This window comes from Capnocytophaga canimorsus (assembly GCF_002302565.1).
GTDB classification, from domain to species: Bacteria; Bacteroidota; Bacteroidia; order Flavobacteriales; family Flavobacteriaceae; genus Capnocytophaga; species Capnocytophaga canimorsus.
Map to the genome: position 1 here is coordinate 1,228,363 of NZ_CP022382.1, position 14,578 is coordinate 1,242,940.

The 14,578-nt window shown below is 36.9% G+C and carries 13 protein-coding genes; 7 read left to right on the forward strand and 6 right to left on the reverse strand.

The annotated features are described in order from the left end of the window. Nucleotides 1-20 precede the first annotated feature (20 nt). The 3 genes from CGC47_RS05355 (at nucleotide 21) to CGC47_RS05365 (ending at nucleotide 4,511) form a co-directional block, all read left to right on the forward strand. On the forward strand, nucleotides 21-635 hold the full coding sequence (locus tag CGC47_RS05355; protein WP_041999416.1) for a lipoprotein signal peptidase: 615 nt from the start codon (nucleotides 21-23) through the stop codon (nucleotides 633-635). Between the two features lie 26 nt (nucleotides 636-661). Next, nucleotides 662-2,128, forward strand: a complete 1,467-nt coding sequence (gene rpoN, locus CGC47_RS05360; RefSeq protein ID WP_095900091.1) for an RNA polymerase factor sigma-54 — start codon at nucleotides 662-664, stop codon at nucleotides 2,126-2,128. Between the two features lie 253 nt (nucleotides 2,129-2,381). Next, the gene (locus CGC47_RS05365; protein WP_095900092.1) at nucleotides 2,382-4,511 is read left to right on the forward strand and encodes a TonB-dependent receptor; all 2,130 of its coding nucleotides are present in this window, start codon (nucleotides 2,382-2,384) and stop codon (nucleotides 4,509-4,511) included. 99 nt (nucleotides 4,512-4,610) lie between these two features. Here the strand turns inward: CGC47_RS05365 and CGC47_RS05370 are convergent, their stop codons facing one another. The 6 genes from CGC47_RS05370 to CGC47_RS05395 form a co-directional block, all read right to left on the reverse strand. Next, entirely contained in the window at nucleotides 4,611-5,627 is a 1,017-nt protein-coding gene (locus CGC47_RS05370) for an FAD:protein FMN transferase (RefSeq protein WP_013998065.1), read from the reverse strand. Between the two features lie 21 nt (nucleotides 5,628-5,648). After that, entirely contained in the window at nucleotides 5,649-6,017 is a 369-nt protein-coding gene (locus tag CGC47_RS05375; RefSeq protein ID WP_041985454.1) for a hypothetical protein, read from the reverse strand. A 1-nt stretch (nucleotide 6,018) separates the two neighbouring features. Continuing rightward, nucleotides 6,019-6,897, reverse strand: coding sequence for a nucleoside phosphorylase (locus tag CGC47_RS05380; protein ID WP_042000673.1), 879 nt, complete (start codon nucleotides 6,895-6,897; stop codon nucleotides 6,019-6,021). Nucleotides 6,898-7,186: 289 nt separating this feature from the next. Then, nucleotides 7,187-8,464: a replication-associated recombination protein A gene (locus CGC47_RS05385; protein WP_095900093.1), complete on the reverse strand. Its 1,278-nt coding sequence runs from the start codon at nucleotides 8,462-8,464 to the stop codon at nucleotides 7,187-7,189. Between the two features lie 93 nt (nucleotides 8,465-8,557). Then, the gene (locus CGC47_RS05390; protein ID WP_100342901.1) at nucleotides 8,558-10,333 is read right to left on the reverse strand and encodes a hypothetical protein; all 1,776 of its coding nucleotides are present in this window, start codon (nucleotides 10,331-10,333) and stop codon (nucleotides 8,558-8,560) included. Between the two features lie 133 nt (nucleotides 10,334-10,466). Further along, on the reverse strand, nucleotides 10,467-11,645 hold the full coding sequence (locus tag CGC47_RS05395; RefSeq protein ID WP_042000664.1) for a C1 family peptidase: 1,179 nt from the start codon (nucleotides 11,643-11,645) through the stop codon (nucleotides 10,467-10,469). A 177-nt stretch (nucleotides 11,646-11,822) separates the two neighbouring features. Here CGC47_RS05395 and CGC47_RS05400 point away from each other — a divergent pair, with 177 nt between their 5' ends. The 4 genes from CGC47_RS05400 to CGC47_RS05415 all read left to right on the forward strand — a co-directional run bounded on the left by CGC47_RS05400 (nucleotide 11,823) and on the right by CGC47_RS05415 (nucleotide 14,576). Further along, nucleotides 11,823-12,254, forward strand: coding sequence for an RrF2 family transcriptional regulator (locus CGC47_RS05400; RefSeq protein ID WP_013998073.1), 432 nt, complete (start codon nucleotides 11,823-11,825; stop codon nucleotides 12,252-12,254). Nucleotides 12,255-12,256: 2 nt separating this feature from the next. After that, the gene (locus tag CGC47_RS05405; RefSeq protein ID WP_042000658.1) at nucleotides 12,257-12,970 is read left to right on the forward strand and encodes a tRNA1(Val) (adenine(37)-N6)-methyltransferase; all 714 of its coding nucleotides are present in this window, start codon (nucleotides 12,257-12,259) and stop codon (nucleotides 12,968-12,970) included. Nucleotides 12,971-13,053: 83 nt separating this feature from the next. Next, nucleotides 13,054-14,010 (forward strand): phosphoribosylaminoimidazolesuccinocarboxamide synthase, encoded by a 957-nt coding sequence (locus CGC47_RS05410; RefSeq protein ID WP_013998075.1) that lies wholly within the window; start codon nucleotides 13,054-13,056, stop codon nucleotides 14,008-14,010. A 227-nt stretch (nucleotides 14,011-14,237) separates the two neighbouring features. After that, a complete protein-coding gene (locus CGC47_RS05415) occupies nucleotides 14,238-14,576 on the forward strand; it encodes a TM2 domain-containing protein (RefSeq protein WP_013998076.1) in 339 nt (112 codons plus the stop codon). Nucleotides 14,577-14,578: the final 2 nt, after the last annotated feature.

A 14,578-nucleotide genomic window follows, 5' to 3' on the forward strand; every position in this document is an offset into this window, starting at 1 on the left:
TATAGATACCCTATTTCCTTATGAAATTAAAACACGCATTTTTGATTATATTAGTAGTGCTAATTATTGACCAATGGAGTAAAATCTACATCAAAACACATTTCAAACTCAATGATTACGTGGAGGTTTTCAGTTGGTTTAAAATACTATTTATTGAAAACGAAGGTGCAGCTTGGGGAACTAAAATTCCAGGAACGTATGGTAAATTGGCATTAACCTTGTTCCGCATTGTAGCGGTGGTGGGTATCGGGTATTGGCTGACACAATCCATTAAAAAACAGCGTCCTACTATTTTAATTATATCTATTTCTTTAATTTTAGCCGGAGCTTTAGGAAATATTATTGATTCGGTTTTCTACGGAGTCATTTTTGACCATAGCTATGGCAATGTAGCTACTTTATTTTCAGAGAATCCTTACGGAACACTTCTACACGGTAAAGTGGTGGATATGTTTTACTTTCCGCTTATCGATACAAAATTACCCGAATGGCTTCCGTTTTGGGGCGGAAAAAACTTTCGCTTTTTTGAACCCGTTTTTAATGTTGCCGATGCAGCCATTAGCATTGCCGTAGGTTTACTTTTGGTATTCAATAAGAAAGCTTTCCCGAAAGAAAACGAAGCAACAAACAAGTAAATAAATATCTGATTTATAGAACAACTATGCTAAAACAAAACTTACAACTTAAACTCTCACAAAAACTTTCTCCCCAGCAAATTCAATTGATGAAGCTGGTACAGCTTCCTACCTTGGCTTTTGAACAACGCGTAAAACAAGAATTGGAAGAAAATCCTGCTTTGGAAACAGGGAAAGAAGAAAGCCTATACGATGAGTTTGCTGATGAGTTCGATAATAGCATAGATGATTTCAATGATAATGAAGTCATTAACACAGATGACATCAATATTGATGAATATTTAAGCGATGATGAAATCCCTGATTATCGTCTTCAAGCTAACAATTATAGCGATGACGATGAAGAAAAGGAAATTCCTTTTAGCGCTGGTATTTCTTTTCATCAATCCCTTATAAACCAACTCAATACGTTTCAGTTAAGTGATGAAGACTACCTCATCGCTGAATTTTTGGTAGGCAGCATTGATGATACGGGTTACATCCGCCGTAGCCTACAAGACCTTACTGACGATTTGGCTTTTACTCAAAACATCTATACCGATGAAGAAAAGGTAAGACAGATACAACAACAAATCATTTTTCAGTTAGACCCTGCCGGCGTAGGGGCTTCCGACCTACAAGAATGCCTACTGGTACAATTACAACGCAAAAAGGGTACTCCCGCAATAGAACTTGCCATAGAAATCATCGAAAAAGGTTTTGAACCTTTCACCAAGAAACATTATTCACGCCTACAGCAAAAATTTTCCGCATCGGAAGAAGATTTAAAAGAAGCCATTCAAGAAATCGAAAAACTCAACCCTAAACCAGGCAATGCCTACTCCAACAATCACATACAAGTGGAGCAAATCATTCCTGATTTTAATATTCGCATTAATGATAACGAACTAGAACTAACTCTCAACGGAAGAAATGCACCCGAGTTACACGTTTCCAGAGAGTACACCACGATGCTCGAAACGTACAAAAACACCAAAGAAAAATCAAACTCACAAAAAGAAGCTGTTTTCTTTATCAAACAAAAACTAGACGCCGCCAAATGGTTCATTGACGCTATAAAACAGCGCCAACAAACGCTGTACGTAACAATGAATGCCATTATGAATCATCAAAAAGAATATTTTTTGACAGGTGACGAACTAAAAATCAAACCTTTGATTTTAAAAGACATTGCCGATGTAGTAGGTATGGATATTTCCACCGTTTCGCGTGTAGCCAATAGCAAATACGTAACCACACCTTATGGCACAAAGCTCATCAAAGAATTCTTTTCCGAATCTATGAAAAATGACCAAGGAGAGGACGTTTCTACTCACGAAATCAAAAATATACTACAAAATATCATTGCTGAAGAAGACAAACGCAAACCCTATCCTGACGATGATTTAGCCCAGATACTCAAAGAAAAAGGCTACCCTATCGCCCGAAGAACCGTTGCTAAATATCGGGAACAGTTAGATATTCCTGTGGCTCGTTTACGTAAAGAACTTTAAAAATAAGTTCTCGCCTTGTTGCATTAGCACTTGTACGCTTTAACTTTTTTTTATACTTTTGCACCCGTCTCAAAGGGGTGCTGCGTTTGCGGCTGAGATTATACCCATAGAACTTGGGCTGGTAATGCAGTCTAAGGAAACGAAGTCAATAATAAGTGGCTTGTTTTTGCTTTTTGGGTAGCAGAAACAGGCTTTTTTTATTCATTCCATAAAATAATTACCTCTTTTATTTTGTAAAAATTTCATTTTACTGATGAAAAAATTATTTTTTATGGGAGCGATGAGCCTTATTACTTCGGCTTATGCTCAAACAATGGAATCAGAAAAAGATTCTACAGAATTAAAAACCATCAAATTAGACGAAGTACTGGTTTCAGCAGTAAGGGCAAAACAAACTTTGCCAGTAACTTTCTCCAATTTATCGAAATCAGACATCGCAAAAAGCAATCAAGGACAACAAATCCCGATGCTTTTAGGGAACTTGCCTAACGTAGTTTCATATTCTGAAGACGGAACAGGCTTCGGGGCAACCTACCTTTCTGTTCGTGGAAGTGACCTTTACCGAACCAATGTGACTATCAATGGTATTCCGTACAATGACTCAGAATCACAAGGAACTTTTTGGTACAATCTTTCCGATTTTGCTTCTTCCTCAGAGAATATCCAACTTCAACGTGGTGTAGGTACATCTACTAATGGTGCGGGAGCTTTCGGAGCAAGTTTGAACGTACTTACTGATGCCGTTTCGGAGAATCCATACGCCGAAATTGCAAATTTCTACGGAAGTTACAACACACATAAGCATATGGTAAAACTTTCGACAGGAAAAATCAATGAGCGTTTTGAGCTTTCGGGACGTTTTTCAAAAATCAATTCTAACGGGTACAGAGACAGAGCATCATCTGATTTGAAATCCTATTTTTTACAAGGAGCTTATTCTTACAAAAATACGCTGATTAAAGCTTTAGTTTTTGGTGGAAAAGAAAAAACACAGCTTACTTGGATAGGAATTGACGAGGCAACTTTAAACAAAAACAGAAAATACAATCCTGCTGGAAAATACAAAGATGCAGAGGGCAACACTCGTTTCTATGACAATGAAACGGATAATTACCAACAAGACCACGCTCAACTGCATTGGGTAGAAAAATGGTCTCCTTTTTGGACAACCAACTTGGCTTTTCATTACACCAAAGGTCGTGGACATTGGGAAATGTACGAAACTTGGGGCGGTGCAACCTATGACAAACACCAAATCACACGATACGCCTTAGACAACGATTTCTACGGAGCTACATTATCTTCCAATTTCAAGAAAAATACTATTGATTTGATATTTGGAGGTGCTTTCAACAAATATGACGGATTGCATTTCGAAGAAAGAGTATGGTCGGAAGAAGCTTCAAAACCTTATCAAGAAATTGTAGATGAAAATTGGGGATACAAAAAAGATGGTTCCGCTTTTGCCAAAATGACTTGGAAATTTGCTCCTCAGTGGGATTTATTTACTGATATTCAATACAGATACGTTCACTACAAAGCCGATGAATACAAAGCTAACAAAGCATTTAATTTTATCAACCCTAAAATAGGAGTAAGTTTTTCCTTAAACGAAAATAATTATTTTTACTTATCGTATGCCAAAGCCACTAAGGAGCCGAATCGTAGCGACTACAAAGCGGCACACAAAGAGTACGAAAAAGCCAAAAAGACAGACCCTTCCGCAACAATAAGAGAGCCTCGACCTGAAAAATTGAACGATTTTGAATTGGGTTGGAGATACAACACCCCAAAAGTAAAAATCAATACGAATTTATATTATATGCTTTATAAAGACCAATTGGTACTAACTGGTCGTTTGAACGACAAAGGGTATCCAATTCGTGATAACAGCGGAGATAGCTACAGAGCTGGACTTGAAGTAGATGCTACTTTACTACTTTCCGACAGATGGATTTGGCAACCAAATGTATCTGTCAGCAGAAATAAAAATATTGATTTTCACACTATAAAAGAAGGAAAATCGGTAAATATAGGAAACACCAAACTATCGTATTCTCCTGAATTTGTGGCTTCAAGCTCATTAACTTTCAAGCCTATACCAAACTTTGGTGCAACATTGTTAACCAAATACGTAGGAGAGCAATATATGAGCAACATTAACGAAGAAAACTCAAAATTAAAATCTTACTTTGTTAACAACTTGCACTTATCGTATGAAATAAATCCATTAAAATTCTGTAAATCAATAGTGATTTCAGTTACTGGGAACAACATTTTGAATGCGAAATATGTAGCCAACGGAACTTTTGAAGATGGACAAGCTGCTTACTTCCCTCAAGCCGAAATCAATTATCTGGCAGGGCTAACACTATCATTTTAGAAAATAATTTTCAATCCATACCCTTAAAAAAAGCGGAGTTATACCATTGAGTAAACTTCCGCTTTTTGGTTTAATAACACCAATAAACGCTAATGGTTTTTATTCTGTTTGATATTTTTTGAATCCTTCAGTTGTAAAAATCTCCGTTTGATTTTGAGTATTGTTAAAAATAATCATCGCATCAATGGTGGGATTTTCCTTTAAGAATTGTTTACTTCGCTCGAAATCCATAAGCATTAACATTGTAGCATATCCGTCAGCCAACATCGCGTTGGAGGTAACGACCGTTACACTAAGAATATTACTTTGCTTGGCTAAACCCGTTTTAGGGTTAATGGAATGCACATATTTTTCCCCAGTGAGGCTATCCGTCCATACTTTCCGATAATTCCCAGAGGTAGCCAGCCCTTTGTTAGTAAATTGTAATGTAGTAATTAAGGTGCGGTTTTCGGGAGATTGCGTGGGGTCATCAACTCCAATAGTCCACTTTTTATCATCAATGGTATTTTTCCCACTTAGGAAAATCTCACCTCCTACTTCCACCAGAAAATTTTCAATTCCTTTTGATTTTAAGAAATCTGCCAATACATCTACAGTATACCCTTGTGCAATAGCATTGAAATCGAACGCAATTTCAGAATGCTGTTTGACAATTTGTTTGTTTGGCAAAAGGGTCACTTTCTGAAAACCTACACGAAGTAAAAGGCTGTCTATCTCTGACGATGTTGGCGGTTTTTTAGCATTGTTTTTACCAAATCCCCAAGCATTTACTAAAATTCCGACCGTAGGGTCAAACAGCCCTTCGCTTTGTTGCCAAATACTTTGCGAGGCAAGAAAAACCTTTTCAAAATGAGTATCAATATAAGCCTCTTCTGCCCGATTGATTTTTGAGATGATAGACTCCGAACGATAGGTGGACATTGACAAATCAATCACTTCAAAAATAGAGTCCACCGATGATTTTTTAATTTCTTCACGATCCGAAATGTACTTTATCTGATAGGTACTTCCTTGAGCTAATCCGCTTATAGTATGTAGTTTATTTGTTTTTTCTTGACAAGATTGAAAAGCGAACACTCCGCCTAAAATCAGTAAAAAAAATAGTTTTCTTTTCATTACATTCCTCTTTAAAATAACTTAGCGGATTTCCAAGAGCCCTTTAAAATTAACCTTATAGGGCTGATTTTTGTAAATAGGATACTCCTGATTTTCAATATTAGTAAGCCCCACTCCTGCAAAGTAGGTCTTAGCTTGGTGTTTTTCAGCGTGCTTACGTACCATTTGCATCAGTATAGGGTCATAAGCATCAGGATCTTCACCATAAGGAACGGCTCTTACAATAATGAAATGCTTCTGTTTGTTTTTATCAACACAAACAAATTGTGGGTCTTTTTTAAGTTTACTATTTACCAGTAAAAACTCCCACTGCAAATCGTCTCGCAAGGCTGTCCCCACGATGTTCATTGCCAAATAATGTAATTCTTCTCCAGTTAACGGAATAGGCATTTTACAGGTTTTTAGCTAATTGATTTAATCCGTAAACGATAAGATTTTCCACAGCTTGTTTAGTATCTTTAGTGAAGGTTCCGTTTGCTCGATTGGCAATGATTGCATTGAGCGAAACGGCTTGATGCCCCAGCAAACGCGAAAGCCCATAAATAGCAGAAGTTTCCATTTCCAAATTGGTCATTCTAAAATTTTTATATTTGAAGCTATGTAACTTATCGTTTAGCTGAGCATCTTGTACGGCAAGACGAAGTACACGCCCTTGAGGACCATAAAAACCAGGAGCTGTTCCCGTAATTCCTTCAAAGATATGATCCGAAACCAACTTTTCTCTCAGTGAAGCCCCACAACCTACAATATACGGACGTCCCTTTTGCAAATCCCATTGTGTGTGGGCAATAAAAGCTTCTTCCAGCTCTATTTCTCGTACTTTTGGAGCATCTTTATACGAATGAAGCATATTATCTAACCCCAATCCGTGAGTAGAAAGCACAATACTATCTACTGGAATATCTGCCTGTAAAGACCCAGAAGTTCCAAAACGAATAAAGTTTAATGAAGTTTGTTGTTCTTTAGGCTGACGTGTCGCCATATCGATATTAAACAGAGCATCTATCTCATTGATAGCAATATCAATATTATCAGGACCAATCCCAGTTGAAAGCACCGACAAGCGTTTTCCTTTGTAAGTCCCCGTATGAGTGCAAAACTCTCTTTTTTGTACCTGATGCTCAATATGATCGAAATGGGCACTCACGCGTGCCACACGATTTTGGTCGCCCACCAAAATGATGGTTGGAGCCACTTGTTCGGGTTTTAAATTCAGATGATAAATACTTCCGTCAGGATTTAAAATAAGTTCAGATTCTCGAATAGCCATAATTCTATATTTTTATTTTGAAAAAATCATCATTTATGTAGTTTTGGCACAAACCTCAGAGGTAATTCAAAAAAATATGATAAACAAACAATCTGCTTTCTTTTAAGATAAGCAAAGTCAAAACCTTAATTTGCAAAATTTAGCTCTATATCAGCCTTTACCACTTTGATGAGTTTTAGCCTAAAACCCTCCTTTTATTTCTTTTTGCTTTACCAAAAACTACAAAAGCAAATTTACAAAAAAACGCCTGTTTATCAAATTATGCTTCTAATTTACATCGGGACATAAACTAATAATTGTATCGTTCACCCCACAAATTCTTAAGATAGGTACGCAATGCGTTTTCACGCGGATTGTCACCAGGTTCGTATAGCATTGTGCCTTGCAAATCTTCGGGTAGAAAATCTTGAAATGCAAAATTATTTTCAAAATCGTGTGAGTATTTGTAGTCTTTTCCGTAATTCAATTCCTTCATCAACTTTGTAGGAGCATTCCGCAAATGAATAGGTACGGACAAATCGCCAGTTTGCTTCACCAATTGTTGCGCCTTGTTGATTGCCATATACGAAGCATTACTTTTAGGCGAAGCCGCTAAATACACCGCACACTGACTTAGAATGATACGCGCTTCTGGGTAACCAATAGTAGTCACTGCCTGAAAGGTATTATTGGCTAAAATTAGCGCTGTTGGATTAGCATTTCCAATATCTTCCGAAGCCAAAATAAGCATTCGTCTAGCAATGAATTTCACATCTTCACCACCTTCAATCATTCGAGCAAGCCAATAAACAGCGGCATTGGGGTCACTCCCCCGTATGGATTTGATAAATGCCGAAACAATGTCATAATGTTGTTCACCCGTTTTATCATAAAGCACCGTATTTTTCTGAACTACTTGCATTACTTTTTCATTAGTAATGACAATTTCATTGGCTTCAAAGGTATTGATTATTAGCTCGAACGTATTAAGGAGTTTGCGTCCGTCCCCACCAGATAGCCGTATTAACGCTTCCGTTTCAGAGAGTGTAATGCGTTTTTTCTTTAAGATTTCATCTTTTTCAACAGCATTTTTGAGCAATTTTTCCAAATCATTACGCTCAAAGGAATTAAGCGTATATATCTGACAACGTGACAATAAAGCAGGAATTACCTCAAAACTCGGATTTTCGGTAGTAGCCCCAATGAGCGTTATCCACCCTTTTTCAACCGCTCCCAGTAATGAATCTTGCTGTGTTTTATTAAATCGGTGGATTTCATCAATAAAAACAATAGGATTTTTAGTAGCAAATAACCCATTGTTTTGTTTCGATTTTTCAATCACTTCACGCACCTCTTTGATGCCTGAACTGATAGCGCTCAAAGTAAAAAAAGCCCGACGGCTTTGTTGAGCAATGATTTGAGCAAGTGTCGTTTTTCCCGTTCCTGGTGGTCCCCACAGAATGAGAGAAGGAAGCAAACCACTTTCAATCTGTTTACGCAGTGAGCCATTTTCGCCTACCAAATGTTCTTGCCCCACATAACTATCCAAATGTGTGGGACGCATACGTTCTGCCAAAGGTGTATTCATAAAGGCAAAGGTACAGAATTTAATGGTTTGTGAAGCAAAGTAATTTTTTAGCAGAAATCAAGCAATTCAGGCAAAGCATATCAATGCAATTTTCTATTGTTGAACTTGTACCCAATGTAAAAAGTTGCCTATTTCAAAGGTTACATTCCATTTTCCGTAAGCTTTAAATGCCCATAAATTTACCGGAGTATTTTCTGACGAGCGATTTTCCATAACTAAATAACTATACAAACAAAGAGGGTCGCCTATTTTTTTAAGGGTTTGCTTATCCAATCGTTGGAGCAATACTTTTTCAAAGAAAGCATCAGTGGTATTATAAATTACATTAACATATTTTTCATCAGCTATGGCAATAACACTATCCAAAAAATTGTCTGTGAAAAGAGCTTCGGGCTCCCATTCTTGCGAAATCGGATACTTGTAAAGCGTACCTCCTTTACTATCAAGATAATAAGACGGATTTCCATTGAAGTAAATCCCCCAATGAGTATATTTTTCTCCCAAATCAATTAGAGAAGAAGCTCCGTTTTGGGTTAAATTCACCTGATATTTTCGTTTTTCACCCGAAATAATAATGGGTAAATACGAAATTTGAGTTTCACCAATGCGTCCTACTCGGATAAAGTCAATAGCATCATCTTTGGGCAACAGTTTAGAAAGGTTGATTTCTTTTATTTTTTCCCCCGTTTTGGTATTTATCAATAAGGCCTTATAGGTATTTGAAATCTTATAACAGAGATATAAAACGTTTTCAGTAAATAGAGATTCTCGAACTTCTACGAGCTTATTTCCTTTTGTTTTGGGCATCAGTATATTTTCTTTTTGTTTTTTATAAGAAAGATTGCCCTCCTGTCCTTTTTGCAAATATTTTTGCCAAACAATATCAGGAAAATCTTTTAGTATGTACAATGCCTCGTTGTTTAAATAAAAACTTTTAATGCTGCTTATTGCTTCAGTAGGAATGTTTTTCTCGGTAAAGGTTACGGGGTCTAATTCAACAAGCTGTTTTCCTTCCGAAGGAGAACTCAAAAACATAATGTTTCTTTGTTGCGGATTGTTATTTTTCCGTAAAGAATTTCCGTAACCCTCTTTTCGAACTCGGAAAGTATGTGTTTTTGACGGACAGATTTTTTCTGTAATATCAGTATTTAAAATGTTTTTAAGCCAGATTTTATAGGCTTGGGCAGTAGGATTTTTGGGAATGGGAAAATCGTATTTGAACCGATAGAGTTTATCAAGTATTTGTTGTGCCACATCGGCAACTGCCATTTTTTTTTGATAGTATTCACTACCAGCAACCATTTTACCATCTTTATTTACACCATGCCAAATGATTTCGCTTATAAAAGGGATGCTATCTTGGTTATTGAGTTGGTCTATCCAAAGCGGAATATCTCTCAAATCCTCATAAACAGAAAGTTGCCGATATGAAAAAGGTTTTCCTTCTTGCATTAATTGATATATCGAAGGGAATGTTTCATTCAAATCATCAGGATATTGAGCGATAATTTTGTTGTTTTGATAGATTTTTTTAGCTACAAAGGTATTTTCTGTTGAAGGCACAAGAGTTGCCTCAATGGTAAAAAGCGTATCGTAGGTGTAACAAATATCATCTTTAAAAAGCGGAATAATCAGTGCCGTTTTTTGTTGTAATCGCTCGGCATCGGCTGGCAAAAGCTCTAAAAAATAAGCCCATTCGGGTAGAAAAACGCTACCCTTTTCCATAATAAAGAGAAAATTGGCGGTTTTTTCATCTAATCTTATTGTACGAAAATCTTCCCTAAAGTAGCCACTAAATGATATGGTTTCCTGTGAATGGCTCATACTTATCCATAATAAAAGAAAAATAATTGAAAGTTTTTTATTCATAATTGGTTTGTTTTATAAAAAGTATGATGATTATTATCCTGACAGAAATCATTTATTTTTTTCTGTATCATACTTGCAGAAACTGTACTACAAAAAAATATCCTAAGCTCATTATGAACTTAGGATAAAGATATTATTTTCTGTAGTTTTTTAAAATTTCAGCAGGAACAGCACCTTTATGTACCATAAGCGCTGTGGTTTTGTACCTCACGTAAGCCTTTGTTACGTACAAATAGCCTTGATAGTCGTTATTTACCCCCCACGAATTTTTCACAATGTAGTATTCTCTACCGTTTTGGTCTTTGGCAAGTCCTACAATGTGCATTGCGTGGTCATCGGTGGTTTCATAATTATCAAAAGCTTTCTGACGCATTTCTGCAGTGATGTTTCTTTCGTTAGTTGGCGGATTATCAAAAAGTCTTGTTTGTTGTTCAGCGCTCATTTCTTGCCAATCTTTTTCAGGAACGAAAGCTACTCCGTTTTTCCAGCTGAAATACTTTTCGCTTACATCGGCAGCCCAAGCTACGGTATATCCTTTTTTAAGAGCATTGTCTATAACCTTAGTAAAATCGGTCATTTCAACATTATAAGCGTGGTCAAAGCTCCAATTATCAGGAACAGCCATCAGTACGTTTTTGTATTTAGGCTGATTTTCATACGAAAGCATTTCAATATAATCGTCAGGATTTATACCTACCACCTCTTTAGCGAAGCTCTGTGGTGTATATTTTTTATTTTTGAAGAAAAAAGTTTCTGGCACTTCTCCTAAATAGGCGTCAATGGCTGCGGTAAAAGCTTTTTCCCAATTGGGGGTTAGTTTTTTAACATTAGGGCGCTTTACTAATCCTTCTAAAAAGCCTTTCAAAACACCTTGCATTTCCGAGAAATCATTGCGATTTGTACCGTAATTCAGTCCAGAATAAACGTATTGGGGTACAGCCCCATATTTGGCGTAAATATTGATAATATCGTGTAACTCTCCACCATCACCATAATCTAAATTCCCGTGAAAACGGACATATTGTTTTGCTTTCTCAATATAAGTATTTCTGGCTGTATAGATTTCTGCCAAATCAACGGGTTGTTTGCCCATTCTTATCATTTCGCTTTCCAGAAAGGAAGCCCCAGCGTAGCTCCAACAAGTACCACTACTACCTTGGTCTTTCACTTCCATACGCTCCAAATTGATCATAGGCGTAAACAAAAATCCTGCTTTTTGGCTATAGTTTCCTGCTACTTTGTTAATTAAATCATCTTGAGCCGACACAAATAAAGATGTTCCTACGGCTAACAATAAAGCTATTTTTTTCATTGTTAAAAATTAAATAATTACCTGCCTACAAATATAAAAATTTTGTAAAAGAATTTGCTCTTTATCAAAGCATTTTATCGCAAACGCACTTAGAAAGCGCAATTCAGTATAAAAAGATTTTTTGGTATTTATTGAAAATACGTACCTTTGTGCCGTTAAAGTTTTCAGAAAAAAAAGATGCTTTCCAATTCAAGTAAATACGCTATCAACGCAGTTATTTTTTTAGCTGTAAATGCTTCCGAAACAAAAAAAATAGGAGTTAAAGACATCGGTGAGGCATTAAAAATACCCTCTCCTTTTTTAGCAAAAATATTGCAAATTCTATCTCGGAAAAAAGCCATTAGTTCCACCAAAGGACCTGGCGGAGGGTTTTGGCTTAACGATGAGGAAAAGAAAGCTCCACTGATAAGCATTGTTTATCACATTGATGGAATAGACAAATTCACCAATTGTGCATTGGGGCTAAAATTGTGTTCCGAACAACAGCCCTGCCCCATTCACCACGCGGTGCAACCTTTCAAACACGAGTTTATGAAGCTACTTACGGAAAACACCATCTGTGATTTTGCTAAAAAAGTGGCTAAAGGTGAGGCTTTTCTCTTCGTTTAATTATGAGATTTACATTCAAATCTTTTTCAGTGAATCAGTCCAAAAGTGCAATGAAAGTTGGCACCGATGGTGTGCTTTTGGGCGCTTGGACCCCTATAGCTCACCGACCCTATTCGGTATTAGATGTTGGTGCTGGCATAGGGCTTATCGCTTTGATGTTAGCCCAGCGCACCTCAGCCCAGCAAATTGACGCTGTGGAAATTGACGCCCAAGCCTTTGAAGAATGTACCGAAAACTTCGAAGAAAGCCCTTGGAACGACCGCCTTTTTTGTTACCACGCTTCATTTGATGACTTTGTAACTGAAATGGACGATGAAACTTATGATTTAATCGTTTCAAATCCACCTTTTTACACCCAAAACGTAACCACAGCGCACCCGCAACGGAATCAAGCCCGATTTGAAGCCTCCTTACCCTTTGAAAACTTACTCAAAGGCGCTTCGCAGTTGCTTTCGCCCCAAACGGGAATTTTTGCTGTCATCATTCCTTATGAAGAAGAAACTTTCTTTTTGGAAAAAGCAACAACATACGGACTATTTCCTCAAAAAATAACACACGTCAGAGGGAATTCGAAAACAAAAATAAAAAGAAGCCTTATCGCTTTTAGCAAAAACCAACAAGATTGCCTCTGTAACGAATTAGTTATAGAAACCGAGCGCCACCAATACACCCCTGAGTATATTGAACTCACTAAAGATTTTTATCTGAATTTGTAAGGCTGTGGATAAAATCTGATAACTATTCCCTTTTGCTTCTGATAGGAATGTATAAATTTGCCAACATATAAAAACGCAAAACAATGAAAAATACCATTACAAATACAGATTTTCAATTTCCAAAACAAAAATCCGTTTACAAAGGAAAAGTACGCGAAGTTTATCATTTGGAAGACGATTTATTGGTAATGATAGCAACGGATAGACTTTCAGCTTTCGATGTAATTATGCCCAAAGGAATTCCTTACAAAGGTCAGATACTAAATCAAATAGCCACAAAGTTTATGCAACAAACCGAGGATATTGTTCCGAATTGGCTTATTGCCACCCCTGACCCTAACGTAGCTATAGGACATCTGTGCGAACCCTTTAAGGTGGAAATGGTCATCCGAGGGTACTTAGCCGGACACGCCGCCAGAGAATACAAAGCTGGAAAACGCAAACTTTGCGGAGTTGCCCTTCCTGAAGGACTTAAAGAAAACGATATTTTTCCACACCACCCCATCATCACCCCAGCCACCAAAGCCGACAATGGGGCTCACGATGAGGATATTTCCAAAGAAGAAATCATCAGTAAAGGCATTGTAAGTGAAGAAGATTATGCTTTGTTAGAAAAATACACCTACGCTTTATTTGCCCGAGGAACACAAATTGCTGCCCAAAGAGGACTTATTTTGGTGGACACCAAATACGAATTCGGAAAAACCAAAGATGGTAAAATCGTACTCATTGACGAAATTCACACCCCCGATTCCTCTCGCTATTTTTATCAAGAAGGCTATCAGGAACGCCAAGAAAAAGGAGAACCTCAAAAACAACTTTCCAAAGAATTTGTGCGTCAATGGCTCATTTCCAATGGTTTTCAAGGCAAAGAAGGACAAACCATACCTCATATGAGCGACACATATATAAACACCATTTCCGAACGATACATCGAACTGTACGAAAACATTATGGGCGAACCCTTTGTAAAGGCAAATACCGATGACATCTCGCAACGTATCTACACAAATGTAATTAACTACCTTCAAAATAGATAACTGCTTTATCTTTCAACGAAATAATACAAACAATAATAGGGTGCTTTTCACCCTATTATTTTCAATGAGGTTAAGCAAAAAAAAACTTGTTATTAACACCCCACAAATACGGAAGTAACTTTTTGTATATCAATGGTTATTCACAGGCAAAAACAAAAGGTTAAAAATTTCGTTATTTTAAAAAAAAGTAGTTTCTTTGCAAAGAGTAATTTTAATTTAATAGCACTATGGATGCACAAAAAGTGGATATGTTCATTATGTCCAATTCAAAATTCTTCAAAAGTGAAATCGTTCCTCAAATTCGCGAACGTATGCTTCAGTTAGACGAATCAAAATGGGTAGGAGTACAATCACTACAATTCAAAGACCCTACCACATCACTAATTATTTCTATCCTTGCTGGTGGTTTAGGTATTGACCGTTTCTTTATTGGCGATGTAGGTTTAGGAGTTGCTAAATTGCTTACTTGTGGCGGATTAGGAATTTGGAGCATTGTAGATTGGTTTATGATTCAAGACGCTACTCGCGATAAAAATGCTCAATTGCTACAGACAGCCCTTCAATAACA